This window comes from Streptomyces sp. NPDC000345 (genome assembly GCF_042898825.1).
Lineage (GTDB): Bacteria > Actinomycetota > Actinomycetes > Streptomycetales > Streptomycetaceae > Streptomyces.
The window spans coordinates 322,824-345,839 of record NZ_JBIAZE010000009.1; the positions used below are offsets into that span (position 1 = coordinate 322,824).

Below are 23,016 nucleotides of genomic sequence, written 5' to 3' on the forward strand. Positions count from 1 at the left end.
AGGGCCTCTCACGGCTTGCCTACTGCTCACCGCACCGCGAGACGACCTTCTGCTCTTCCTCCGAGAGAGTGGGGCCGGGGCTGGGAGTGGCGGTCGCGGACGGGGACGGGGACGACGAACCCGACGGCTTGCTCGGGTTCGGGGTCGGGCTCGGTGATGCCTTGGACGTGAGGGACACGGGAGTGGTTCCCGTGCCGCCGGAGGCCTGGCCGGAGCCGGTCTTCGTACCGGCCGTGGTCTTGGCCGAGCCGGACTGCGCCTGCTTCTTGCACGCGGACGCCTGCACCGACAGTTCGTCGATCTTCTTCTGGGCGCTGTTCAGGCTGCCCTCGGGGATCGTCGCCTCGACCTGCTTCTGCTGGTACTCCGGGAGGTACTTGAGTTCGATCTCGGGGTGGTCCTTCTCCACCTTCGAGAGCGAGACCCAGGCCAGGTCCTGGCTGATGCCCCGGTACAGCGCGAGGTGCTCGCCGTTGGTGCCGACGTAGTACTGCGTCTGCGTCCACCGCCAGCCGCCGTAGAGGCCGCCGCCGATGACGGCGAGGGTGAGGACGCTGTAGAAGGATCTCTTCAGCCACCTGCGGCCCTTGCGGGGCTTGACGAAGTCCTCGTCGGTGTAGTCCCCGAAGCCGTCGGTGGGGATGAAACCGGTCACGTCGCCGGAGCCGGGCGGGCCGAAGCCGCCCCCGCCGCCCTGGCCGTGGGAGCGCCTGCCGAGGCCGGAGGCGCGGCCGGCCGGGGTCTGCATGATCCCGTTGTCGTGCAGCTGGTGCTGGTTCTCGGCGACCGCTCCGACCACCACCGGGGTGTCGGAGAGCTGTCCGGCGAGGGTGTCGCCGGTGTCCAGGTCGAGGACGTCGGCGACGATCACGGTGATGTTGTCCGGGCCGCCGCCGCGCAGCGCGAGCTGGATGAGCTCCTGCACGGTCTCCTGCGGGCCCTGGTAGCTGGCGAGGGTGTCCTCGAGGGTCTGGTGCGACACCACGCCGGACAGGCCGTCGGAGCAGATCAGGTAGCGGTCGCCGGCCCGGACCTCGCGGATCGACAGATCGGGCTCGACGTGCTCACCGCTGCCCAACGCCCGCATCAGCAGGGAGCGTTGCGGGTGGGTGGTGGCCTCTTCCTCGGTGATGCGGCCCTCGTCGACCAGACGCTGCACCCAGGTGTGGTCCTGGGTGATCTGGGTGAGGACGCCGTCGCGCAGGAGGTAGGCGCGGGAGTCGCCGACGTGGACCAGGCCGAGGCGCTGGCCGGTCCACAGCAGGGCGGTCAGGGTGGTCCCCATGCCTTCGAGCTGGGGGTCCTCCTCGACCAGGGAGCGCAGCTGGTCGTTGGCGCGCTGGACGGCGGTGCCGAGCGAGGTGAGGACGTCGGAGCCGGGGACGTCGTCGTCGAGGGCGACGATGGTGGAGATGGCCTCGGAGGAGGCGACTTCACCGGCCGCGGCGCCGCCCATGCCGTCGGCGATGGCGAGCAGGCGGGGACCGGCGTACCCGGAGTCCTCGTTGCCCTCCCGGATCATGCCCTTGTGCGATCCGGCGGCGAAACGCAGTGACAGACTCATGCGCACCTCGCCCGTCGGCCCCGGGTACAGCCGGTCGTGTCGAGCCACACTGCCCACCCTCCGGTCGGGAGCGCGCCGGGGGCCAGGGTGCCGGCCGCCGTGGCGTGCTCGCTCCGCTCGCACTCAGTCATGATGTAGCACTACTTCCGCAGCTCGATGACGGTCTTGCCGATACGGATCGGTGCGCCCAGCGGGATCGGCGTGGGGGTCGTCAGCCGCGTTCGGTCGAGGTACGTGCCGTTGGTGGAGCCCAGGTCCTCGACGATCCACTGGCCGTCGCGGTCCGGGTAGATCCTGGCATGGCGGCTGGAGGCGTAGTCGTCGTCCAGCACGATCGTGCTGTCGTGCGCGCGGCCCAGGGTGATGGTCTGGCCCTGCAGTGCGACCGTCGTGCCGGTGAGGGTGCCCTCGGACACGACGAGCTTCGTCGGGGCGTTACGGCCCCTGCGGCCGCCGGAGGCGGGCTGCTGGCGCTGCTGCGGGGGCGCCTGCTGGCGCTGTGCCTGCTGCGGTCGTCCCGCTTCCCGGCGCGAGCCGCGCTGAGTGACGCGCGTTCCGAACAGGTCGCTGCGGATGACCTGCACGGCCACGATCACGAACAGCCACAGTACGGCCAGGAAACCCAGCCGCATGACCGTGAGGGTCAGCTCTGACATTGCCCCCGCTTCACCCTTCGGCTTGCCTATAGATAACGGTGGTGCTGCCCACGACGATCCGCGAGCCGTCGCGGAGCGTAGCGCGGGTGGTGTGCTGCCCGTCCACCACGATGCCGTTGGTGGAACCGAGATCCTGGATCGTCGAGGGCGAACCGGTCCGGATCTCACAGTGCCGGCGGGATACGCCGGGGTCGTCGATCCGCACGTCGGCCTCGGTGGAGCGGCCCAGCACGAGCGTGGCACGGGAGATCTGGTGGCGGGTGCCGTTGATCTCGATCCAGTGCCGGGTGCGCGCCCCGGGCGCCGGAGCGCCGGCGAGTCCGCCGCCCGCGGCGCCGGGGCGCTGGGCACCGGCGGCGGGCGGGTAGCCGTAGCCCCCGGGGCGGCCGGCGCCGGGCGGCGGCGCGGCGGGCATGGGGGGTGCGGCGGGGGCCCCGGCGGGCGGGTAGCCGTAGCCGCCGGCCCGCTGGCCGCCGCCGGCCGGCGCGGGCGCCTGCTGGCTGCTGGAGGAGGCGAGCGTACGGCTGCGCACCCGGTACAGGCCGGTGTCGAGGTCGTCCGCCTTCTCCAGGTTGACCTTGATCGGCCCCATGAAGGTGTAGCGCTGCTGCTTGGCGTAGTCGCGCACCATGCCGGCGAGCTCGTCGCCGAGCTGGCCGGAGTAGGGGCTGAGGCGCTCGTAGTCCGGCGCGCTCAGCTCCACGATGAAGTCGTTGGGGACGACGGTCCGGTCGCGGTTCCAGATCGTCGCGTTGTTGTCGCACTCGCGCTGCAGCGCTCCCGCGATCTCCACGGGCTGGACCTCGGACTTGAAGACCTTGGCGAAGGTGCCGTTGACCAGACCCTCGAGACGCTGCTCGAACTTCTTCAGGACTCCCATGGGGCACCTCCTCCGTCGTGACTTGCGTCCCGCGTCCTGCTGCTTACCTGGTACTGCTTACTGATCGTATCCACGCGCCGGTGAATCGGCTGGTTCCCCCTGTCGGCCCCGTCGACGCGGCGTCGACACCTCTTCCGCACCTGCTTCCGTACCTGTTTTCTGCCCAGGATCGTAGAGGTGGCCGACGACCAGTGTCCCGCACCTGACTGTGGACCTCGTCCGGCTCCCGGGGAGACGGCCGCCATAGGTACGAGGTTGATACGTGAACCAGTCACCGCCGAGACGTAGGAGGTTGCCGGCGGCCTCCCCACGTGAACCTGTGCCCCGGATAAGGGATGTGAACGCACCCTGCCCAGCGTGCTAATGTTCTGCGTGTCGGAAGGCGGCGGGACGCAGAGCCCGGAGCCCGAGGACACACCCAATGCGCGGGTGGCGGAATAGGCAGACGCGCTGGATTCAGGTTCCAGTGCCCGCAAGGGCGTGGGGGTTCAACTCCCCCCTCGCGCACCAGGAAGCATCGATGTCAGGTGCTTCTGCGAAGTGACAGAACGGTCCCCATCGTGATCACGATGGGGACCGTTCTTTTTGGTGTCGTGGTGGGGAGTGGGATCAGCGGTGCGGGTGCGACTCCGGTTGGCCGGAGGCTCTGGGGCGCCGGCTGAGCTGTTCGCTGTGTGATTTTCCCGTTGGTGTGAGGTCTCTCTCACTAAGGGTGAGGTGGCCTGTGAGGGTTCAGCTGCCGAGAGGCTTGGTCGCTCGGCGGCGGGTGGCTGACCAGGGTGCTCCGTCCCCGGTGGGCGGCGCGGGCCGCGGGGTGGCTGGTTTCACGTGAAACATCGCGCGGTGGCTCAAGGTGCCGCTGTGCCGTCTTCTTGTCGGCGGGGATTCCACCGGGGATCCCGTCGGAGTTGTCCACAACCCCCGAGTTGTCCACAGGGGCTGACGCGATTCGGCCGTCGAGCGGTACGGTCGGCTCGAATTGATCGACGCGGATGGATGCGCGGGGGAGGCGGTCGCCATGGCCGAGACCGAGGCCGGGACAGTCGGAGGCGGTGCGCGGAGGCTGCCTCACGTGCGCGGATTCGCCCAGCGGTCCACGACGGGGGGCGAGGCGGTCTCGCCGAAGGAGCGGGGCAAGGCGCTGCGCGAGCGGGTGCCGCGGTCGGCGCACGCGCGGCTCGATCCGGACGCCTCCCGTCCTGACGCGGTGACGGCGGTCGAGGAGTCCAACCAGGGCCGGATCCCGGAGCTGACGCCGATACGGGTCGGCCGGATGGCGGCCACCCCGTTCGCCTTCCTGCGCGGCTCGGCCGGTCTCATGGCCCACGACCTCGCCCGCACGCCGATGACCCGCGTCCGCGCCCAGATCTGCGGTGACGCCCACGCGGCCAACTTCGGCCTGTACGGCGACGCCCGCGGCGGCCTGGTCATCGACCTGAACGACTTCGACGAGACGGTGCACGGCCCCTGGGAGTGGGACCTCAAGCGGCTCGCCGCCTCCCTGGTGCTCGCGGGCCGCGAGGCCGGCGCCGACGAGGACACCTGCCGCAAGGCGGCCCACGACGCGGCAGGGGCCTACCGGCGCACCATGCGTCTGCTGTCCGGGCTTCCGGTGCTCGACGCGTGGAACGCGATCGCCGACGAGGAGCTCGTCTCCCACACCGACGCCCACGACCTGGTGGGCACGCTGGAGCGGGTCTCGGAGAAGGCGCGGGCCAACACCAGCGGGCGGTTCGCGGCGAAGTCGACCGCGCCGACCGGGGACGGCGGCCGCGCCTTCGTCGACGCCCCGCCGGTGCTGCGCCGGACCCCGGACGCGGAGGCCGCGGCGGTGGCGGCGTCCCTGGAGCCGTATCTGGCGACCCTCTCCGAGGACCGCCACCCCCTGCTGGCCCGGCACGCGGTGCACGACGTCGCCTTCCGGGTCGTCGGCACGGGCAGCGTGGGCACACGCTCGTACGTCGTCCTGCTTCTGGACCACCGGGGCGAGCCGCTGATCCTCCAGGTGAAGGAGGCGCGCGCCTCCGCCCTGGTGCCGCATCTGCTGACGGCCGGCTTCGAGACGCCCGCCGAGGACCACGAGGGCCGCCGGGTGGTCCTCGGCCAGAAGCGGATGCAGGTCGTCAGCGACATCCTGCTGGGCTGGACGACGGTCGACGGCCGGCCGTTCCAGGTGCGGCAGTTCCGCAACCGCAAGGGCAGCGTCGACCCGGCCGCGCTCGCCGCCGACCAGGTAGACGACTACGGCCGGATGACCGGCGCCCTGCTGGCCCGTGCCCACTCGCACAGCGCCGACCCGCGCCTGATCGCCGGCTACTGCGGCAAGAACGAGGAGCTCGACGAGGCGATCGCCGCCTTCGCGGTCACCTATGCCGACCGCACCGAGGCGGACCACACGGACCTGGTGACGGCGGTCCGGGCGGGACGGATCGCGGCGGAGACGGGGGTGTGAGGGCGGGGCCGCTCCAGGTGGGGCACGGGAGTCTCGGGGAGGAGCCCCCTTGGCCTAGGCTGGTCGGGTGACGACCCCCGAAGCTGAGCAGCCGCGGCCCGAGGAGCGGCTGGAACAGGCCGTGCGGGCCGCCGAACAGGCGTTGATCGAGTTCGAGATCGCGGTGGAGACCTTCCGCGTCGAGGTCGAGAACTTCTCGCGGCTCCACCACCAGAAACTCGGCCCGATGTACGCCCGGCTCGACGAACTGGACGCGCAGATCGCCGAGGCGAGGGCCGCCCGCACCGGCGACCCCGAGGATCTGCGCACGGCGCGGGAGGCGCGGGCCCGGGTGCAGCCGATTCCCGGGGTCGAGGAGCTGTTCCACGGCTGGATGGACGGGCAGGGCCTGTTCCCGGAGGCCGTGGCGATGCTCACGGACCAGTCGGTGCGCCCGCCGGAGAGGGTGCGGCCCAGCGAGGAGGCCCGCAAGCTCTACCGCGAGCTGGCCCGCAAGGCCCACCCCGACCTGGCGCAGGAGGACGAGGAGCGGGCGCGGCGCGAGGAGTTCATCACCCGCGTCAACGCCGCCTACGCCCGCGGCGACGAGGCCGTGCTGCGGGAGCTGGCCGAGGAGTGGGCGGCCGGCCCGGCGCCCGCCGAACGCCGCCCGACCCCCAGCGAGGAGCTCTACGCCCGGCTGGAGTGGCTCGCCGAGCGCAAGGAACTGCTCACGACGGTCGCCCGCAACCTGGAGGACAGCGCCATCGGCTCCATGCTGCGGATGGCCCCGGACGACCCCGACCGTCTCCTGGACGAGATCGCGGAGCAGCTGCTGGCCGACGTCGCCGCGAAGGAGGCGGAGCTGGCGCAACTGGTGGGGTAGCCGGGACCGTCGTGCCGGGCGGCGTTTCGGGTAGCGTCGGGGCCATGAGTTTCGGAGCTGGTGTGCCCACGGTCGAGGTCGGCGAGGTCAGGGACGGCGACTTCCTGGTGGACGTGCGTGAGGACGACGAGTGGCAGGCGGGTCACGCCGAAGGCGCGCTGCACATTCCCCTCAGCGAGTTCGTCGCCCGCTACGGCGAGCTGACCGAGGCGGCCCCGCAGGACGGGCGGGTCCATGTGATCTGCCGCTCCGGCGGCCGCTCGGCCCAGGTCACCATGTACCTCGTCCAGCAGGGGATCGACGCCGTGAACGTCGACGGCGGGATGCAGATCTGGCACGCCCTCGGCCGTCCCGTCGTGACCGACGGCGGACAGCCGGGGTCCGTCCTGTAAGGCGCCTCGGCCCTCAACCGAGGGGGTGGGCGGCCAGCAGGTCGCCCAGGGCCTCCTCGTGCGCCGCCGCGGGCCCGAGCGACAGCTCCAGGTGTTTGGCCCAGGCGTGGTACCGGTGCAGCGGGTAGTCGACGTCGGCGCCGAACCCGCCGTGCAGATGCTGTCCCGTCTGCACGATCCGCCGCACCCCTTCGGAGGCCCAGATCTTGGCCACGGCGACATCGCCGGAGGCGGGCAGCGCACCCGGCGCCCCGGAGGCGGTCCGCCACGCGGCCTGCCACAGGGTGACCTCCATCGCGCGCAGGTCGATGAAGCGGTCGGCGGTCTGCACGGCGACGGCCTGGAAGCTGGCGATCGGGTGCCCGAACTGTTCCCGCTTGCTCGCGTAGTCGCTGGTCATTTCGAGGACACGGTCCCCCAGGCCGAGCGCCAGCGCGCAGGTCCCGGTGGCCAGCAGCGCCCGCAGCCACTCCCAGGCGCCGTCGGCGGTGATGACGTCGCGGGCCGGGATCCGGGCGGACTCCAGCCGCAGTTCGCCGAGCCGCTCGCCGCTCGTGGAGATCTGCTCGGCCAGCGTGGTCCCCTCCTGTCCGCGCGCGACCACGGCGAGGACGCTCCGGTCGTCGCCGGTGTGCGCCGGCACGAGGACGAAGTCCGCCTCGTACGCCCACGGCACCGCCGTCTGCACCCCGTCCAGCACCCAGTCGCCGCCCCCGCCCGTGTCACGGCCGCCGTCCTGCCGGGCGGTCACGGCGAGTTCGGCCGCGTCGTGCCCGGTGCGGCCGTTCGCGGCGACGGTCAGCGCGATCTCGCCCCGCCCGGCCCGCGCGAGCAGCGCGGACCTCAACTCCGGTCCGCCGTAGGCCTGTACGGCCGCGGCGGCCGCACTGGTCTCCAGCAGCGGGACCCGGGCCAGCACCTTCCCGGCCTCGCGCAGCACCAGGCACAGCGCGACGGCGTCCAGGCCGGCCCCGCCGGACTCCTCGTCGAGCAGCAGGCTCAGCAGGTCCGCCGCGGCGAGCCTGGCCCACAGCGCCCGGTCGAGGTCGTCGGCGACGGGGCGGCCCTGGGTGAGCGCGGGGCTCGGCACGCCGTCGGGCGCGACGCCGGCGAACACCCCTCGCGCCGCCTCGGCCGCCGCCTGCTGCTCCTCGGTGAAGGTGAAGTCCACGGCCTGTCCTCCCGGCGGGTCAGCTGATCTGACGGAGCGTCAAGATAGAACAGGTTCTAGAAGAAGGGAACGTCCAGGACGCCCACGGAACGCCCGGGGCGCCGGCGCCCCAGGGAAGGGCCGCCCCCCCGGGCGAGGGGGCCGCCTGGCATGCCGGCACGGCCCCTCAGCGGTCGAAGTCCACCTCCACCGCCTCCGTCAGCGGATGCGACTGGCAGGCCAGCACATACCCGGCCTCCGTCTCCTCCGGCTCCAGCGCGAAGTTGCGGTCCATGCGGACCTCGCCCGAGACCAGGAAGGCCCGGCAGGTGCCGCACACGCCGCCCTTGCAGGCGTAGGGCGCGTCGGGCCGGTTGCGCAGGACCGTGTCCAGGACGGACTCGCCGTCCCGCACGGGCCAGCTGCCGCCCCGGCCGTCGAGCCGGGCGGTCACGGTGCTGTGGGCGGGCGCCGCCGTGGGTGTGGGGTGTGCCGCGCCGTCCACGTGGAAGATCTCCTCGTGGATCCGGGAGCGGGCGACCCCGAGCTCCCGCAGGGCCCGCTCGGCGCCCTGCACCAGCCCGAACGGCCCGCACAGGAACCAGCCCGCCACCTCCGCCACCGGCAGCAGCGCCGGCAGCAGCCCGGTCAGCCGCTCCTGGTCCAGCCGCCCGGACGGCAGCCCCGCCTGCTGCTCCTCCCGGGACAGCACGGTGACCAGCTGCAGCCGCTCGGGATAGCGGTCCTTGAGGTCGGCGACCTCCTCCAGGAACATCGTCGAGGCCGCCGTACGGTCGCCGCGGATCAGGCAGAACCGGGCGCCGGGCTCGCGGGCCAGCAGGGTGGAGACGATCGACAGCACCGGTGTGATCCCGCTTCCGCCGACGACCGCCGCGTACAGACCGGGCGCCGGGTCGAGCGTGAACCGTCCCGCCGGGGTCATCACCTCCAGCTCGTCACCGACGGCGATCTCCTTCAGCGCGTACGTCGAGAACGCGCCGCCCTCGACCAGCCGCACGCCCACCCGCAGGGTGCGCGGGCCCTCGCCGGAGGGGTCGGGGGCGGGTGAGCAGATCGAGTACGTCCGCCGGATCTCGGTGCCGTCGGCGACGCGCCGCAGGGCGAGGTGCTGGCCGGCCCGGTGCCGGTACTCCTCGCGCAGTTCCTCGGGGACGGTGAGGGTGAGGGCGACGGAGTCGTCGGTGAGCCGGTCCACCGCGGCCACCGGGAGCGGGTGGAAGCGGGCCATCACAACTCCTTGAAGTGGTCGAAGGGCTCACGGCAGTCCAGACACCGGCGCAGCGCCTTGCAGGCGGTGGACGAGAACCGGCTGAGCAGTTCGGTGTCGGCGGAGCCGCAGTGCGGACAGCGGACCGGGTCCGGGTCGGCGCCGAGGGTCCGCGTCGGCCCGAGTGCCAGCGGCACGGGGCCCGGCTCGCGCACGGCGCGGGGCGGCGCTATGCCGAACTCCCGCAGTTTGCGGCGCCCTTCGGCGGTGATGTCGTCGGTCGACCAGGCGGGCCGCAGCACCGTGCGGACCGTGACCTCCCGCATGCCCCGCTGCCGCAGCGCCTGCTCTATGTCCCGCGCCATCGTCTCCAGCGCCGGGCAGCCGGTGTACGTCGGGGTCAGCTCGACCTCGACCGCGTCGGCGCCGCGCAGGTGCACCGCGCGCACGACGCCCAGCTCCAGGAGGGAGAGCACCGGCAGCTCGGGGTCGGGGACCGCACCGGCGATCTCGAGGAGTTCCGTCTCCAGCGCGGTGGCCGTCACCATGACGCCCCCGGATGGCTGCGGTGCAGATGCTGCATCTCGGCGAGCATCCGCCCGAAGGGCTCGGTGTGCAGGCCCTGGCGGCCCGCCCCGGCGGTCCAGGCTCCGGACCGCGGGCCTTCCGGCAGCGCCAGTCCGGCCCGGCGAAGCACTGCCCCGACCGACTCCAGCCAGGGCGTCTCGATTCCGGACGGGTCGGTGTCCAGGCCGTCCACGGGGCGGAACATCTCGCCGGTGAACCGCCACAGGGACGCGCACGCCCGCCGCATCCGCTCATGGCTGGTCCGCGTGCCGTCGCCGAGCCGCAGGGTCCACTGCTCGGCGTGGTCGCGGTGGTAGGCGACCTCCTTGACGGCCTTCGCGGCGAGGCCGGCGAACGGCCCGTCCCCGGCGGCCAGTTCGGCATACAGGAGGTGCTGGTAGGTGGAGAAGTACAGCTGGCGGGCGATGGTGTGCGCGAAGTCGCCGTTGGGCTGTTCGACCAGCTGGAGGTTGCGGAAGGCGCGTTCCTCCCGCAGATAGGCCAGTGCGTCCTCGTCGCCGGCCATGGACAGCAGGACGCGGGCCTGGCCGAGCAGGTCGAGCGCGATGTTGGCGAGGGCGACCTCCTCCTCCAGCACGGGCGCGTGGCCCATCCACTCCCCGAGCCGGTGGGAGAGCACCAGGGCGTCGTCGCCGAGGGCGAGCGCGGCGGCGTCGAGCCGGGCGGTCGTGGTCACAGGTGCTTCACCCCTTCCGGGATCTCGTAGAACGTCGGGTGCCGGTACGGCTTGTCGGCGGACGGCTCGAAGAACGGGTCCTTCTCGTCCGGTGAGGAGGCCGTGACCGCCGCGGACGGCACCACCCAGATCGAGACGCCCTCACCGCGCCGGGTGTACAGGTCGCGGGCGTTGCGCAGGGCGAACTCCGCGTCGGGCGCGTGCAGGCTCCCGGCGTGGGTGTGGGAGAGGCCGCGCCGGGAGCGCACGAAGACCTCCCACAGCGGCCAGTCGGTGTTCGTCATACCTGTCCCACGCCCTTCTCGTCCATGTGCTTGGCCGCGTAGGCGGCGGCCGCCTCCCGTACCCAGGCGCCCTCTTCGTGGGCCCGCCTGCGCTGGGTGATCCGCTGTTCGTTGCACGGGCCGTTGCCCTTGAGGACCTCCTTGAACTCCGTCCAGTCGATCGGACCGAAGTCGTGGTGGCCCCGCTCCTCGTTCCACCTGAGGTCCGGGTCGGGCAGGGTGAGGCCGAGGGACCGCGCCTGGGGGACGCAGATGTCGACGAAGCGCTGGCGCAGCTCGTCGTTCGAGTGGCGCTTGATCTTCCAGGCCGTCGACTGCGCGGAGTGCGCGGACTCGTCGTCGGGCGGGCCGAACATCATCAGGGAGGGCCACCACCAGCGGTCCACGGCGTCCTGTGCCATGGCGTGCTGCTCGGGGGTGCCCTGGCTGAGGGCCAGCAGCAGCTCGTACCCCTGGCGTTGGTGGAAGGACTCCTCCTTGCAGACGCGGACCATCGCGCGCGCGTACGGGCCGTAGGAGCAGCGGCACAGGGGGACCTGGTTGGTGATCGCGGCGCCGTCCACGAGCCAGCCGATCGCGCCGACGTCCGCCCAGGTCAGGGTGGGGTAGTTGAAGATCGAGGAGTACTTCTGGCGGCCGGAGTGCAGCTTGTCCAGCAGCTCGTCGCGGCCGACGCCGAGAGTCTCGGCCGCGCTGTACAGGTAGAGCCCGTGGCCGGCCTCGTCCTGGACCTTCGCCATCAGGATGGCCTTGCGGCGCAGGGAGGGCGCGCGCGTGATCCAGTTGGCCTCCGGCTGCATGCCGATGATCTCGGAGTGGGCGTGCTGGGCGATCTGCCGCACCAGCGTCGCGCGGTAGGCGTCGGGCATCCAGTCGCGGGGCTCGATGCGCTCGTCGGCGGCCACGGCGGCGTCGAAGGCGCGCTGGTGGGCCTCGTCGCCTGTGCCGGTCCCGCCCGCGCCGCTTCCGGCGGCGTGCGGCCGTGCGGCGGCCGTCTGGTGGGCGGCTGCTGTCGCCATGCGGTCCCCCTTGATCGCTTCCTGTCGCTCCCGACCGATCGTTCGGTCCGTTCGGATCCATGGTGGGACGGCCGTCGTAGGGTGTCAACCGCTGTGGATAACCTGCGGGCAGGGAGGGGCTGCGCCGCACGGGTGGGGCTGAGTACCGTTCGCGATTGCGCGACGCAGCAGGAACGGGAAGTCGACCGGAATCGGGGATCGGGGCGGAATGGACGCGTACGACGGAGGGCCCGAGGCCCCCCGCGGAGGCAGAGACGCCTCAGGGGGGCCGACGACGCCGGAGGAGCCGGAGGCACGGACTCCGGCCGTGAGCGGCGACGCCCCCGCCCCCGGGAACCCCGCACCCCGCACCGGCGTGGCCGCGCTCTCCCCGCGCTACCAGATAGCCGCCGCCCTCGCGCTCGCCGTGGTCGCGGTCACCGTCTGTGTGCACCTGGGAATGGTGTTCCTGCACGTCGCCCCGTCGAACACGGTCACCAAGGCACACGGCGAGGCGATCGACGACTGGGTCTACCCGGAGTTCGAGCAGAACTGGAAGCTGTTCGCGCCCAACCCGCTGCAGCAGAACATCGCCGTCCAGGTCCGCGCCCGGATCCACACCGCGGACGGCGGCACGCGCACCACCGGCTGGTACGACCTGTCCGCACAGGACGGGCGGGCCATCGACGGCAACATCGTGCCCAGCCACACCCAGCAGAACGAGCTGCGCCGGGCCTGGGACTTCTTCACCGCCACCCACGGCACCGACAACCGCCCCGTCGGCCTGCGCGGCGCCCTGTCCGAGACCTATCTGCGCCGCATCGTCGTGCTGCGCATGGACCGCGGCGGCGCGGCCGGCGCCGGGGAGAGGGTCGCGCAGGTCCAGGTCCGCTCCAGCACCACCAACGTGACTCCGCCGAAGTGGAGCACCGAGAAGGTGTCGACGAAGCCGGCGTACCGGGTGCTGCCCTGGTGGTCGGTGCCGGACGCCGAGGCCGAGGGAGGCGTGCGGTGAACCGGTTCACCCTGTCGGTGTCCGCCGCCATCGCGCGGGTCACCGAGTCCGCGCACGGCCCGTACCAGAGCGCCGTGGTCCGGATCGGCTTCAGCGCGACCTGGCTGATGTTCCTGCTGCGCGAGTTCCCCCACCGCGAGGAGCTCTACGGCCCCGACAGCCCCTGGAGCTGGATCCTGGCCCGGCAGCTGATCGGCAGCAACGGCGCGTTCACGGCCCTGATGTGGTCGGACGGGCGGGTGTGGTTCGAGATCGTCTACGCGCTCGCCGTGCTCGCGAGCGCCCTGCTGCTGGTGGGCTGGCGCACCCGCACGATGTCGGTGCTGTTCATGGTCGGCGTGCTGTCGCTGCAGAACCGCAGCGTCTTCATGGGGGACGGCGGCGACAACGTCCTGCACCTGATGGCGATCTACCTGGTGTTCACGCGCTGCGGCCGGGTGTGGTCGCTGGACGCCCGCCGCGCGGCCCGCGCCGAGGAGGCGCACGCGCGGGGCGAGCGGGTCTCCGACCGGGTCGGACCGGCCCTGTGGCTCGTCTCCGGGTTCGCGCTGAGCACCGTGACGGCGGCGGGCCGGTTCCACAGCCACTGGACCGTGCCGGTGCTGCTGTGGACGGTGTGGGCAGCGCACGCCCTGTGGTGGATCGTGGGCCGCCGGACGCGGTCCGCGGAGCCGCGGATCCTGCTCGACGTGATCGCCAACATCCTGCACAACGCCGCCCTGGTCGTGATCATGGCCGAGGCCTGTCTGATCTACGCGACGGCCGGCTGGTACAAGGTCCAGGGCCTGCGCTGGCAGGACGGCACCGCCGTGTACTACCCCCTGCACCTGGACTACTTCTCGCCCTGGCCCGCGCTCGGCGATCTGCTCTCCGGCAGCGGCACCATGGTCATGCTGGTGACGTACGGCACCGTGATCGTCCAGGTCGCCTTCCCGTTCACGCTGTTCAACCGGCGGGTGAAGAACGTGCTGCTGGCGGTGATGATCACCGAGCACGCCGCGATCGCCGTGATCCTCGGCCTGCCCTTCTTCTCCCTGGCGATGATCGCCGCGGACGCGATCTTCCTGCCCACGCCGTTCCTGCGCCGGCTCGGCGGCTGGGCGGTCCGCGCGCGCACGCTGGTGTTCTCGCGCGACGGCGGTACGCCGGTGCCGGAGCAGCGGGCACCCGAGAACCCCGAGCCCAGCCACGTAGGCTCCCCGTCATGACCGACCCCGTGAGCGAGTGGCACCGTCTGGCCGGCTCGCACGTCCTGCTGGACGGTTTCCACGCCCTCAAGCACGCCGTGCGCTTCGGGGCCGAGGTGCCGGTCGCGGTCACCGCCGACCGGGCGGCGGCGCTCGCCCTCGCCGACGAGCTCGCCCCCGACGTACGCGGGACGCTGGACGCCCTCCTCACGGAGGTCCCGGAGACGACGTACGCCTCGCTGGTGCCGCGCCCGCACCCCACGGCCGTGGCCGCGCTGGCCGTACGGCCCGCCCGCGAGACCCAGCTGGCGAGGCTGGCGCACACGCCCCGCACCGCGCCCGTCGTGGTCCTCGACGACCCGCGCAACCTCGGCAACGCGGGGGCCGTGATCCGGCTGGCCGCCGGCTTCGGCGCGACCGGCGTGGTCACCACCGGCACGCTCGACCCCTGGCACCCGACCGTGGTGCGCGGCGGGGCGGGCCTGCACTTCGCGACCGCCGTGGAGCGGCTGGCCGTGGCCGAGCTGCCCGCCGGGCCGGTGTTCGCCCTGGACCCGGAGGGCGACGACCTGCGGGGCGTCGAACTCCCGGACGACGCCCTGCTGGCCTTCGGCTCGGAACGCCGCGGCCTCTCCGCCGGATTGCGCGCGCGTGCCGACCATCTGCTGTCGCTGCCGATGCGGCCCCAGGTCTCCAGCTACAACCTGGCGACCAGTGTGGCGATGACGCTGTACCACTGGAGCTGCGGAGCGCACGGCGCTCCCTGAGGGGCGCGGGTGCCGTGCCGCCGTGTCCCGGTGCGGCTCCGCCGCGCGAGCGCGACCGCCGCGCCGAACCGGGGGCCGCGCGGTTCACCCGGCCCCCGGGTCTCTCAGGCGTCCCGACGCACCTCGACGACCCGGAACCGGTTGGCGACGAACGCGCCGTCGCACAGCGCGGCGTTCGCCGCCGGGTTGCCGCCGGAGCCGTGGAAGTCGGAGAAGGCGGCCGTCTGGTTGACGTACACCCCGCCGGTGAGGTTGAGGGACAGCTGGGCGGCCTCCTCCAGGCAGACCTCCTCGACCTCCCGCTCGATCTCGGCGTCCGTGGTGTACGCGCCGACCGTCATCGCGCCCTTCTCACGCACCGTGCGCCGCAGCAGGGCGAGGGCGTCGGCGGCGGAGTCGACGGCGACGGCGAAGGAGACCGGGCCGAAGCACTCGCTCATGTACGCGGCCTCGTCGTCCGGCTTGGCCCCGTCCAGCTTCACGATCACCGGGGTGCGCACGACCGCGTCCGGGAACTCGGGGTTGGTCACCTCACGGGAGGCGAGGGCGACCTCGCCGAGGCCGGCCGCGGCCTCCAGACGGGCCTTGACGTCCGGGTTGACGATCGCGCCCAGCAGGGCGTTCGCGCGCGCGTCGTCGCCCAGGAGGCCGTCGACGGCGCGGGCGAGGTCGGCGACCACCTCGTCGTAGGTCTTCGGGCCCTCGTCCGTGCGGATGCCGTCGCGGGGGATCAGCAGGTTCTGCGGGGTGGTGCACATCTGGCCGCTGTACAGGGACAGGGAGAACGCCAGGTTGGCGAGCATGCCCTTGTAGTGCGCGGTCGACTCCACGAGCACCGTGTTGACGCCGGCCTTCTCGGTGTAGACCTGCGCCTGGCGGGCGTTGGCCTCCAGCCAGTCGCCGAAGGCGGTCGAGCCCGTGTAGTCGATGATCTTGATGTCGGGGTGGGTCGCCAGGGTCTTGGCGATGCCCTCGCCCGGGCGCTCGGCGGCCAGCGCGACCAGGTCGGGGTCGAAGCCGGCGCCGGCCAGCACCTCGCGGGCGACCTGCACGGTCAGCGCGAGCGGCAGCACCGCGCGCGGGTGGGGCTTGACCAGGACCGCGTTGCCGGTGGCGAGGGAGGCGAACAGGCCCGGGTAGCCGTTCCACGTCGGGAAGGTGTTGCAGCCGATGAGCAGGGCGATCCCGCGCGGCACCGGCGTGAAGGTCTTCGTCATGGCGAGCGGGTCGCGCTTGCCCTGGGGCTTGCTCCACTCGGCCGTGCCGGGGGTGCGGACCTGCTCCGCGTACGCGTACGCCACCGCCTCCAGGCCGCGGTCCTGCGCATGCGGGCCGCCCGCCTGGAAGGCCATCATGAACGCCTGGCCGGAGGTGTGCATGACCGCGTGCGCGAACTCGTGCGTCCGGTCGCTGATCCGCTTGAGGATCTCCAGGCAGACCACCGCGCGGACCTCCGCGCCCGCGTCCCGCCAGCGGCGCTGCCCGGCTCGCATGGCGGGCAGCAGCACGTCCACGTCCGCGTGCGGGTAGGTCACGCCGAGGGCGAAGCCGTACGGGGAGACCTCGTCGCCCACCCAGCCGTCGGTGCCGGGCTGGCCGAGGTCGAGCCGGGTGTTCAGGAGGGCGTCGAAGGCGGCCTCGCCGGCCGCCGCGTCCAGACTGCCGTTCTCCCCGTAGGCCTTCGGGTGCTCCGGGTGCGGGGACCAGTACGCGCGGGTGCGGATCGCTTCCAGGGCCTGGTCGAGGGTGGGCCGGTGCTGGGCGATCAGTTCGTGCGCGGTCGGTTCGGCGGCGGCCATGCGGGACCAACTCCTCGTCTTGAGAACTCTCCGTCGAGCTCATGACCTGGCGGAAACATGGGCAGGAACAGCCAGTCAGGGCTAGAGTAACCGAACGATCGGTCGGGACAAGGGGGCCTGCCGCATCTGTGGAAAACCCCGTGCGGGAGGATCGCGCACATGACAGCACTCGACCTCAGCAGCCCCGTGGCCGTCGTCGGCACCGGCACCATGGGCCAGGGCATCGCCCAGGTCGCGCTGGTCGCGGGCCACCCCGTACGGCTGTACGACGCCGTCCCCGGCCGGGCCCGGGAAGCGGCCGCCGCGATCGGCGCCCGCCTCGACCGGCTCGTCGAGAAGAACCGTCTCGCCGGCGCCGACCGGGACATCGCGCGCGCCCGTCTGCGGCCCGCCGAGAGCCTCGCCGACCTCGCGGACTGCGCTCTGGTCGTCGAGGCCGTCCTGGAGCAGCTGGACGTCAAACAGGACCTCTTCCGCCGTCTGGAGGAGGTCGTCGGCGAGGACTGTCTGCTCGCCACCAACACCTCCTCCCTGTCGGTGACGGCCGTCGGCGGCGCCCTGCGCAACCCGGGCCGCTTCGTGGGCCTGCACTTCTTCAACCCGGCGCCGGTGCTGCCGCTGGTCGAGGTCGTCTCCGGGTACGCCACCGACGTCACGTCCGCCACGCGCGCGTACGAGACGGCACGCTCCTGGGGCAAGACGCCGGTCGCCTGCGCCGACACCCCCGGCTTCATCGTCAACCGCATCGCGCGGCCGTTCTACGCCGAGGCGTTCGCCGTCTACGAGGCGCAGGGCGCCGACCCGGCCACCATCGACGCGATCCTGCGCGAGTCCGGCGGCTTCCGGATGGGCGCTTTCGAGCTGACCGACCTGATCGGCCAGGACGTCAACGAGTCGGTCACGCACTCCGTGTGGCAGTCCTTCTTCCAGGACGTGCGCTTCACCCCCTCGCTCGCCCAGCGCCGCCTGGTGGAGTCCGGCCGTCTGGGCCGCAAGACCGGCCAGGGCTGGTACGACTACGGCGACGGGAGCGGCACCGCCGAGCGCGCCGAGCCGCACACCGCCGAGAAGCAGCAGGCGCCCGCCTACGTCGTCGCCGAGGGGGACCTGGGCCCCGCCTCGGAACTGCTCGCGCTGATCCGCGAGGCGGGCATCCAGGTCCGCGAGGACGAGGAGGACCACGGCACCCGGCTGGTGCTGCCCGGCGGCGGCCAGCTCGCCCTCGCCGACGGCCAGACCTCGGTGGAGTTCCGCGACGTCGTGTACTTCGACCTGGCCCTGGACTACCGCAAGGCCACCCGCATCGCCCTGTCCGCCTCCCAGGACACCTCCCAGCAGACCCTGTCCGAGGCGGTCGGCCTGTTCCAGGCGCTCGGCAAGGACGTCAGCGTCATCGGCGACGTCCCCGGCATGATCGTCGCCCGCACGGTCGCCCGGATCGTCGACCTCGCGCACGACGCCGTCGCCAAGGGCGTCGCCACCGAGGAGGACATCGACACCGCGATGCGCCTCGGGGTGAACTACCCCCTCGGCCCCTTCGAGTGGAGCCGCAGGCTGGGCCGCATGTGGGCCTTCTCCCTCCTGGACGACCTGCACGAGCGCGACCCCTCCGGCCGCTACGCGCCGTCCCTCGCCCTCTACCGGCACTCCTTCGCCACCGAGAAGCGGGAGGGCGCCTCGTGACCACCGTCAAGCGCGACACGTACACCCCGGAGACCCTGCTCTCCGTGGCGGTCCAGGTGTTCAACGAGCGCGGCTACGACGGCACCTCGATGGAGCACCTCTCCAAGGCGGCGGGCATCTCCAAGTCGTCGATCTACCACCACGTGGCCGGCAAGGAGGAACTGCTGCGCCGGGCCGTCAGCCGCGCCCTGGACGGTCTGTTCGGGATCCTCGACGAGGAGCACGCGTGCGTGGGGCGCGCCGCGGAGCGTCTGGAGTACGTCGTGCGGCGCATGGTCGAGGTGCTCATCGGCGAACTGCCCTACGTCACGCTGCTGCTGCGCGTGCGCGGCAACACCGGCACCGAGCGGTGGGCCCTGGAGCGCCGCCGCGACTTCGACCACAGGGTCGCCGAGCTGCTGAAGGCGGCCGCCGCCGACGGGGACCTCCGGGTCGACGTGGAGGTGCGGCTCGCCACCCGGCTGGTCTTCGGAATGATCAACTCGATCGTCGAGTGGTACCGGCCGGGCGGCCGCGGGATGGCCGAGGGCGACGTGGCCGACGCGGTGGTGCGGCTGGTCTTCGGCGGCCTGCGCACCGAGCGCTAGCCCTCAGCCCTGCGGCTCCAGGTCCTCCTCCTCGAACACCAGCAGCGTTCGGGTGCTGAGCACCTCGGGGATGGCCTGGAGCCGGGTCAGCACCACCTCGCGCAGCGCCCTGTTGTCGGACGTGTGCACCAGCAGCAGGACGTCGAAGTCCCCGCCCACCAGGGCGATGTGGGAGGCGCCGGGCAGCTGTCTGAGCTGCTCGCGCACGGTCCGCCAGGTGTTCTGCACGATCTTCAGCGTGATGTACGCGCTCGTCCCCTGACCCGCGCGCTCATGGTCGACCCGGGCGCCGAAGCCGCGGATCACCCCGTCCTCGACGAGCCGGTTGATCCGTGCGTAGGCGTTGGCGCGGGACACGTGCACGCGCTCGGCCACCGACCGTATCGACGCGCGTCCGTCCGCCTGGAGCATCTGCAGGATGTCCCGGTCGATGGCGTCGAGCGGCCGTGCCGGGGGAAGCTCCTCCCCGCCCTCCGGGCCCTCGGCCATTTGTTCAGCTGCCATGTCCCCCCGCCTCTCCGCCATGGACGTCCTGCGTCCATCTCAGGCTGTGGAGAACCGTTTGTCCACAGCCTCGGGGCCCCTGTAGCCAAAATGTGCCGGCGACCGAACAATCGGTAGGTGAGGCGGGTCACAAGCCGACACGCCTCCCGTAGCCGCTCCCACGAGGAGGTGCCGTCATGACGGTCATGGAGCAGCGGGGCGCGTACCGGCCGACCCCGCCGCCCGCCTGGCAGCCCCGCACAGATCCCGCGCCGCTGCTGCCCGACGCCGAGCCCTGTCGCGTCCTCGGCACCGAGAAGGCCGCACAGGCCGACCCGGAGCTGTTGCGGCGGCTGTACGCCGACCTGGTGCGCGGCCGCCGCTACAACACGCAGGCCACCGCCCTGACCAAACAGGGCCGGCTCGCCGTCTACCCCTCCAGCACCGGCCAGGAGGCCTGCGAGGTCGCCGCCGCGCTGGCCCTGGAGGACCGCGACTGGCTCTTCCCGAGCTACCGCGACACCCTCGCGGTCGTCGCCCGCGGCGTGGACCCCGTCGAGGCGCTCACGCTGCTGCGCGGCGACTGGCACACCGGCTACGACCCGTACGAGCACCGCGTGGCCCCCTTGAGCACGCCGCTCGCCACCCAGCTCCCGCACGCCGTCGGTCTCGCGCACGCCGCCCGGCTCAAGGGCGACGACGTGGTCGCGCTCGCCATGGTCGGCGACGGCGGCACCAGCGAGGGCGACTTCCACGAGGCGCTGAACTTCGCCGCCGTCTGGCAGGCCCCGGTCGTCTTCCTGGTCCAGAACAACGGCTTCGCGATCTCCGTGCCGCTCGCCAAGCAGACCGCCGCTCCCTCCCTGGCCCACAAGGCCGTCGGATACGGCATGCCGGGCCGCCTGGTCGACGGCAACGACGCCGCCGCCGTGCACGAGGTCCTCACCGAGGCCGTACGGCACGCCCGCGAGGGCGGCGGCCCGACCCTCGTCGAGGCCGTCACGTACCGCATCGAGGCGCACACCAACGCCGACGACGCGACCCGCTACCGCGGTGACGCCGAGGTCGAGACCTGGCGCGAGCACGACCCGATCCTGCTCCTCGAGCGCGAGCTCACCGCCCGCGGTCTGCTCGACGAGGACACCCGGCAGGCCGCGCGCGACGCCGCCGAGGCGATGGCCGCCGACCTGCGCGCCCGCATGAACCAGGACGCGGCCCTCGACCCCATGGACCTCTTCGCGCACGTGTACGCCGAGGACACCCCCCAGCTGCGGGAACAGCGGGCCCTGCTGCGGGCGGAGCTCGACGCGGAGCACGCCGACCAGGGGAGTGCGCACCGATGACGACCGTCGCCCTCAAGCCCGCCACCATGGCGCAGGCCCTCACGCGCGCGCTGCGCGACGCGATGGCCGCCGACCCGTCCGTGCACGTCCTGGGCGAGGACGTGGGCACCCTCGGCGGTGTCTTCCGGGTCACCGACGGGCTCGCCAAGGAGTTCGGCGAGGACCGCTGCACCGACACCCCGCTCGCCGAGGCCGGCATCCTCGGCACCGCCGTCGGCATGGCCATGTACGGTCTGCGCCCGGTCGTGGAGATGCAGTTCGACGCCTTCGCCTACCCGGCGTTCGAGCAGCTCATCAGCCATGTCGCCCGGATGCGCAACCGCACCCGCGGCCGCATGCCCCTGCCGATCACCGTCCGCGTCCCCTACGGCGGCGGCATCGGCGGCGTCGAGCACCACAGCGACTCCTCCGAGGCGTACTACATGGCGACTCCGGGGCTCCATGTCGTCACGCCCGCCACCGTCGCCGACGCCTACGGTCTGCTGCGCGCCGCGATCGCCTCCGACGACCCGGTGGTCTTCCTCGAGCCCAAGCGGCTGTACTGGTCCAAGGACTCCTGGAACCCGGAGCACCCGACGGACGTCGAACCGATCGGCCGGGCGGTGGTCCGCCGCCCCGGCCGCAGCGCCACCCTCATCACCTACGGCCCGTCGGTCCCGGTCTGCCTCGAAGCCGCCGAGGCGGCCCGTGCCGAGGGCTGGGACCTCGAAGTCGTCGACCTGCGTTCCCTGGTGCCCTTCGACGACGAGACGGTCGCCGCCTCGGTCCGCCGCACCGGCCGCGCCGTCGTCGTCCACGAGTCGGGCTCCTTCGGCGGCCCGGGCGGCGAGATCGCGGCCCGGGTCACGGAGCGCTGCTTCCACCACCTGGAGGCACCGGTCCTGCGGGTCGCCGGCTTCGACATCCCCTACCCGCCGCCGATGCTGGAGCGCCACCACCTGCCCGGCGTCGACCGCATCCTGGACGCCGTGGCACGGCTGCAGTGGGAGGCCGGGAACTGATGGCACAGGTGCTGGAGTTCAAGCTGCCCGACCTCGGTGAGGGCCTCACCGAGGCGGAGATCGTGCGCTGGCTGGTCCAGGTCGGCGACGTGGTCGCCGTCGACCAGCCGGTCGTCGAGGTCGAGACGGCCAAGGCGATGGTCGAGGTGCCCTGCCCCTACGGCGGTGTGGTCACCGCCCGCTTCGGCGAGGAGGGCACCGAACTGCCCGTCGGCGCCCCGCTGATCACGGTCGCCGTCGGCGCACCGGCCTCCGGCGGTGACACCGAGGGCTCGGGCAACGTGCTGGTCGGCTACGGCACCTCGGAGGCGCCCGCGCGACGCAGGCGCGTCCGGCCGGTGCAGCCCGCGCCGGCCGCCCCCGCGCCGGCCGCGGCTCCCGCCGCGTCCACCGGGACGGAGGGGCTTCTCCCGGCGCCCGACGGTCCGGCCGGCGGCCGTGAGCTGCCGGTGCACCCGGAAGGCCCCGTCCCGGTGATCTCGCCCCTCGTCCGCCGGCTCGCGCGCGAGAACGGCCTGGACCTGCGGGAGCTGACGGGCTCCGGACCCGACGGGCTGATCCTGCGGGCGGACGTGGAGAACGCGCTGCGGGCGGCGGCCGCCCGGCCGGCTCGGCAGCACCCTCAGCCGGCGGCCGCGCCGCCCGCGCACGCGGAACCGACACCTGCCCCCGCCTCCTCCGCCCTCACCGGCGGTCACCGCGTCCCCCTCAAGGGCGTCCGCGGTGCCGTCGCCGACAAGCTCTCGCGCAGCCGCCGCGAGATCCCCGACGCCACCTGCTGGGTGGACGCCGACGCGACGGAGCTGATGCGCGCCCGTACGGCGATGAACGCAGCCGGAGGCCCGAAGATCTCCCTCCTCGCCCTCCTGGCCCGCGTCTGCACGGCCGCCCTGGCCCGGTTCCCCGAGCTGAACTCCACCGTCGACCTGGAGGCGAGGGAGATCGTCCGGTTCGACCACGTGCACCTGGGCTTCGCCGCGCAGACCGAGCGGGGGCTGGTCGTCCCCGTCGTCCGGGACGCCCACGCCCGCGACGCCGAGGGGCTCACCGCGGAGTTCGCCCGGCTCACCGAGGCGGCCCGGGACGGCCGCCTCACCCCCGGTGAGCTGACCGGCGGGACCTTCACGCTGAACAACTACGGCGTGTTCGGCGTCGACGGCTCCACGCCGATCATCAACCACCCCGAGGCGGCCATGCTCGGCGTCGGCCGGATCGTCCCCAAGCCGTGGGTGCACGAGGGCGAGCTGGCCGTGCGCCAGGTCGTCCAGCTCTCGCTCACCTTCGACCACCGGGTGTGCGACGGCGGCACGGCCGGCGGCTTCCTGCGGTACGTGGCGGACTGCGTGGAACAGCCGGCGGTGCTGCTGCGCACCCTGTGATCACGGGACACCCGCGTTCCCTGTGATCGAGGAGGCCCG

The 23,016-nt window shown here is 72.8% G+C and carries 22 protein-coding genes and 1 tRNA gene; 12 read left to right on the forward strand and 11 right to left on the reverse strand.

Going from position 1 to position 23,016, the window contains the following annotated elements; translation table 11 throughout:
• Window positions 1-19: 19 nt before the first annotated feature.
• The 3 genes from ACFY30_RS23570 to ACFY30_RS23580 form a co-directional block, all read right to left on the reverse strand.
• The gene (locus ACFY30_RS23570; RefSeq protein ID WP_390847118.1) at window positions 20-1,564 is read right to left on the reverse strand and encodes a Stp1/IreP family PP2C-type Ser/Thr phosphatase; all 1,545 of its coding nucleotides are present in this window, start codon (window positions 1,562-1,564) and stop codon (window positions 20-22) included.
• Between the two features lie 140 nt (window positions 1,565-1,704).
• Window positions 1,705-2,220 carry an FHA domain-containing protein gene (locus ACFY30_RS23575; protein WP_390659753.1) on the reverse strand — a complete coding sequence of 172 codons (516 nt, stop codon included), beginning with the start codon at window positions 2,218-2,220 and terminating at the stop codon, window positions 1,705-1,707.
• A gap of 10 nt (window positions 2,221-2,230) precedes the next feature.
• Window positions 2,231-3,100 carry an FhaA domain-containing protein gene (locus ACFY30_RS23580; protein ID WP_390847119.1) on the reverse strand — a complete coding sequence of 290 codons (870 nt, stop codon included), beginning with the start codon at window positions 3,098-3,100 and terminating at the stop codon, window positions 2,231-2,233.
• Between the two features lie 423 nt (window positions 3,101-3,523).
• Here ACFY30_RS23580 and ACFY30_RS23585 point away from each other — a divergent pair.
• The 4 genes from ACFY30_RS23585 to ACFY30_RS23600 all read left to right on the forward strand — a co-directional run bounded on the left by ACFY30_RS23585 (window position 3,524) and on the right by ACFY30_RS23600 (window position 6,809).
• Window positions 3,524-3,610, forward strand: a tRNA-Leu gene (locus tag ACFY30_RS23585).
• A 508-nt stretch (window positions 3,611-4,118) separates the two neighbouring features.
• The gene (locus ACFY30_RS23590; protein ID WP_390847120.1) at window positions 4,119-5,552 is read left to right on the forward strand and encodes a DUF2252 domain-containing protein; all 1,434 of its coding nucleotides are present in this window, start codon (window positions 4,119-4,121) and stop codon (window positions 5,550-5,552) included.
• A 67-nt stretch (window positions 5,553-5,619) separates the two neighbouring features.
• A complete protein-coding gene (locus ACFY30_RS23595) occupies window positions 5,620-6,417 on the forward strand; it encodes a hypothetical protein (protein WP_390847121.1) in 798 nt (265 codons plus the stop codon).
• A gap of 62 nt (window positions 6,418-6,479) precedes the next feature.
• Complete coding sequence (locus ACFY30_RS23600) at window positions 6,480-6,809, forward strand: rhodanese-like domain-containing protein (protein WP_390847177.1); 330 nt, start codon at window positions 6,480-6,482, stop codon at window positions 6,807-6,809.
• 13 nt (window positions 6,810-6,822) lie between these two features.
• Here the strand turns inward: ACFY30_RS23600 and ACFY30_RS23605 are convergent, their stop codons facing one another.
• The 6 genes from ACFY30_RS23605 to paaA form a co-directional block, all read right to left on the reverse strand.
• Window positions 6,823-7,980, reverse strand: coding sequence for an acyl-CoA dehydrogenase family protein (locus tag ACFY30_RS23605; RefSeq protein WP_390847122.1), 1,158 nt, complete (start codon window positions 7,978-7,980; stop codon window positions 6,823-6,825).
• Window positions 7,981-8,146: 166 nt separating this feature from the next.
• A complete protein-coding gene (locus ACFY30_RS23610; protein WP_390847123.1) occupies window positions 8,147-9,208 on the reverse strand; it encodes a 2Fe-2S iron-sulfur cluster-binding protein in 1,062 nt (353 codons plus the stop codon).
• A complete protein-coding gene (gene paaD, locus ACFY30_RS23615) occupies window positions 9,208-9,735 on the reverse strand; it encodes a 1,2-phenylacetyl-CoA epoxidase subunit PaaD (RefSeq protein ID WP_390847124.1) in 528 nt (175 codons plus the stop codon). Before paaD ends, ACFY30_RS23610 begins: the two co-directional genes overlap by 1 nt.
• A complete protein-coding gene (gene paaC, locus ACFY30_RS23620; protein WP_390847125.1) occupies window positions 9,729-10,451 on the reverse strand; it encodes a 1,2-phenylacetyl-CoA epoxidase subunit PaaC in 723 nt (240 codons plus the stop codon). Before paaC ends, paaD begins: the two co-directional genes overlap by 7 nt.
• The gene (paaB, locus tag ACFY30_RS23625; protein WP_390659696.1) at window positions 10,448-10,735 is read right to left on the reverse strand and encodes a 1,2-phenylacetyl-CoA epoxidase subunit PaaB; all 288 of its coding nucleotides are present in this window, start codon (window positions 10,733-10,735) and stop codon (window positions 10,448-10,450) included. Before paaB ends, paaC begins: the two co-directional genes overlap by 4 nt.
• Window positions 10,732-11,754, reverse strand: a complete 1,023-nt coding sequence (gene paaA, locus ACFY30_RS23630; RefSeq protein ID WP_390847126.1) for a 1,2-phenylacetyl-CoA epoxidase subunit PaaA — start codon at window positions 11,752-11,754, stop codon at window positions 10,732-10,734. Before paaA ends, paaB begins: the two co-directional genes overlap by 4 nt.
• 208 nt (window positions 11,755-11,962) lie before the next feature.
• Between paaA and ACFY30_RS23635 the strand changes: the two genes are divergently transcribed.
• The 3 genes from ACFY30_RS23635 to ACFY30_RS23645 are packed head-to-tail and all read left to right on the forward strand — an operon-like array spanning window position 11,963 to window position 14,702.
• The gene (locus ACFY30_RS23635) at window positions 11,963-12,748 is read left to right on the forward strand and encodes a DUF5819 family protein (protein ID WP_390847127.1); all 786 of its coding nucleotides are present in this window, start codon (window positions 11,963-11,965) and stop codon (window positions 12,746-12,748) included.
• Complete coding sequence (locus ACFY30_RS23640; RefSeq protein WP_390847128.1) at window positions 12,745-13,956, forward strand: HTTM domain-containing protein; 1,212 nt, start codon at window positions 12,745-12,747, stop codon at window positions 13,954-13,956. The genes ACFY30_RS23635 and ACFY30_RS23640 overlap by 4 nt, the downstream gene beginning before the upstream one ends.
• Window positions 13,953-14,702: a TrmH family RNA methyltransferase gene (locus ACFY30_RS23645; RefSeq protein WP_390847129.1), complete on the forward strand. Its 750-nt coding sequence runs from the start codon at window positions 13,953-13,955 to the stop codon at window positions 14,700-14,702. Before ACFY30_RS23640 ends, ACFY30_RS23645 begins: the two co-directional genes overlap by 4 nt.
• A gap of 104 nt (window positions 14,703-14,806) precedes the next feature.
• Here the strand turns inward: ACFY30_RS23645 and paaN are convergent, their stop codons facing one another.
• Window positions 14,807-16,501 carry a phenylacetic acid degradation protein PaaN gene (gene paaN / locus ACFY30_RS23650; RefSeq protein WP_390847130.1) on the reverse strand — a complete coding sequence of 565 codons (1,695 nt, stop codon included), beginning with the start codon at window positions 16,499-16,501 and terminating at the stop codon, window positions 14,807-14,809.
• 159 nt (window positions 16,502-16,660) lie between these two features.
• Between paaN and ACFY30_RS23655 the strand changes: the two genes are divergently transcribed.
• Together ACFY30_RS23655 and ACFY30_RS23660 are read left to right on the forward strand one after the other, a co-directional pair.
• The gene (locus tag ACFY30_RS23655; RefSeq protein WP_390847131.1) at window positions 16,661-18,184 is read left to right on the forward strand and encodes a 3-hydroxyacyl-CoA dehydrogenase; all 1,524 of its coding nucleotides are present in this window, start codon (window positions 16,661-16,663) and stop codon (window positions 18,182-18,184) included.
• Window positions 18,181-18,771 (forward strand): TetR/AcrR family transcriptional regulator, encoded by a 591-nt coding sequence (locus tag ACFY30_RS23660; RefSeq protein WP_390847132.1) that lies wholly within the window; start codon window positions 18,181-18,183, stop codon window positions 18,769-18,771. Before ACFY30_RS23655 ends, ACFY30_RS23660 begins: the two co-directional genes overlap by 4 nt.
• A 3-nt stretch (window positions 18,772-18,774) precedes the next feature.
• On the opposite strand, the gene ACFY30_RS23665 is transcribed toward ACFY30_RS23660, so the two are convergent.
• Window positions 18,775-19,260 (reverse strand): Lrp/AsnC family transcriptional regulator, encoded by a 486-nt coding sequence (locus ACFY30_RS23665; RefSeq protein ID WP_390847178.1) that lies wholly within the window; start codon window positions 19,258-19,260, stop codon window positions 18,775-18,777.
• Between the two features lie 191 nt (window positions 19,261-19,451).
• Here ACFY30_RS23665 and pdhA point away from each other — a divergent pair, with 191 nt between their 5' ends.
• The 3 genes from pdhA to ACFY30_RS23680 are packed head-to-tail and all read left to right on the forward strand — an operon-like array spanning window position 19,452 to window position 22,977.
• Window positions 19,452-20,597, forward strand: a complete 1,146-nt coding sequence (gene pdhA / locus ACFY30_RS23670) for a pyruvate dehydrogenase (acetyl-transferring) E1 component subunit alpha (protein ID WP_390847133.1) — start codon at window positions 19,452-19,454, stop codon at window positions 20,595-20,597.
• On the forward strand, window positions 20,594-21,598 hold the full coding sequence (locus ACFY30_RS23675) for an alpha-ketoacid dehydrogenase subunit beta (RefSeq protein ID WP_390847134.1): 1,005 nt from the start codon (window positions 20,594-20,596) through the stop codon (window positions 21,596-21,598). Before pdhA ends, ACFY30_RS23675 begins: the two co-directional genes overlap by 4 nt.
• On the forward strand, window positions 21,598-22,977 hold the full coding sequence (locus ACFY30_RS23680; RefSeq protein ID WP_390847135.1) for a dihydrolipoamide acetyltransferase family protein: 1,380 nt from the start codon (window positions 21,598-21,600) through the stop codon (window positions 22,975-22,977). Before ACFY30_RS23675 ends, ACFY30_RS23680 begins: the two co-directional genes overlap by 1 nt.
• The last annotated feature ends 39 nt before the right edge of the window (window positions 22,978-23,016 follow it).

What these genes read in the sequence shown, in the direction of transcription:
- ACFY30_RS23570 (WP_390847118.1), bottom strand. Translation starts at nt 1,564, where the DNA reads ATGAGTCTGTCACTGCGTTTCGCCGCCGGATCGCACAAGGGCATGATC.
- ACFY30_RS23575 (WP_390659753.1), bottom strand. Translation starts at nt 2,220, where the DNA reads ATGTCAGAGCTGACCCTCACGGTCATGCGGCTGGGTTTCCTGGCCGTA.
- ACFY30_RS23580 (WP_390847119.1), bottom strand. Translation starts at nt 3,100, where the DNA reads ATGGGAGTCCTGAAGAAGTTCGAGCAGCGTCTCGAGGGTCTGGTCAAC.
- ACFY30_RS23590 (WP_390847120.1), top strand. Translation starts at nt 4,119, where the DNA reads ATGGCCGAGACCGAGGCCGGGACAGTCGGAGGCGGTGCGCGGAGGCTG.
- ACFY30_RS23610 (WP_390847123.1), bottom strand. Translation starts at nt 9,208, where the DNA reads ATGGCCCGCTTCCACCCGCTCCCGGTGGCCGCGGTGGACCGGCTCACC.
- paaD (WP_390847124.1), bottom strand. Translation starts at nt 9,735, where the DNA reads ATGGTGACGGCCACCGCGCTGGAGACGGAACTCCTCGAGATCGCCGGT.
- paaB (WP_390659696.1), bottom strand. Translation starts at nt 10,735, where the DNA reads ATGACGAACACCGACTGGCCGCTGTGGGAGGTCTTCGTGCGCTCCCGG.
- paaA (WP_390847126.1), bottom strand. Translation starts at nt 11,754, where the DNA reads ATGGCGACAGCAGCCGCCCACCAGACGGCCGCCGCACGGCCGCACGCC.
- ACFY30_RS23635 (WP_390847127.1), top strand. Translation starts at nt 11,963, where the DNA reads ATGGACGCGTACGACGGAGGGCCCGAGGCCCCCCGCGGAGGCAGAGAC.
- ACFY30_RS23645 (WP_390847129.1), top strand. Translation starts at nt 13,953, where the DNA reads ATGACCGACCCCGTGAGCGAGTGGCACCGTCTGGCCGGCTCGCACGTC.
- paaN (WP_390847130.1), bottom strand. Translation starts at nt 16,501, where the DNA reads ATGGCCGCCGCCGAACCGACCGCGCACGAACTGATCGCCCAGCACCGG.
- ACFY30_RS23655 (WP_390847131.1), top strand. Translation starts at nt 16,661, where the DNA reads ATGACAGCACTCGACCTCAGCAGCCCCGTGGCCGTCGTCGGCACCGGC.
- ACFY30_RS23665 (WP_390847178.1), bottom strand. Translation starts at nt 19,260, where the DNA reads ATGGCCGAGGGCCCGGAGGGCGGGGAGGAGCTTCCCCCGGCACGGCCG.
- pdhA (WP_390847133.1), top strand. Translation starts at nt 19,452, where the DNA reads ATGACGGTCATGGAGCAGCGGGGCGCGTACCGGCCGACCCCGCCGCCC.
- ACFY30_RS23675 (WP_390847134.1), top strand. Translation starts at nt 20,594, where the DNA reads ATGACGACCGTCGCCCTCAAGCCCGCCACCATGGCGCAGGCCCTCACG.
- ACFY30_RS23680 (WP_390847135.1), top strand. Translation starts at nt 21,598, where the DNA reads ATGGCACAGGTGCTGGAGTTCAAGCTGCCCGACCTCGGTGAGGGCCTC.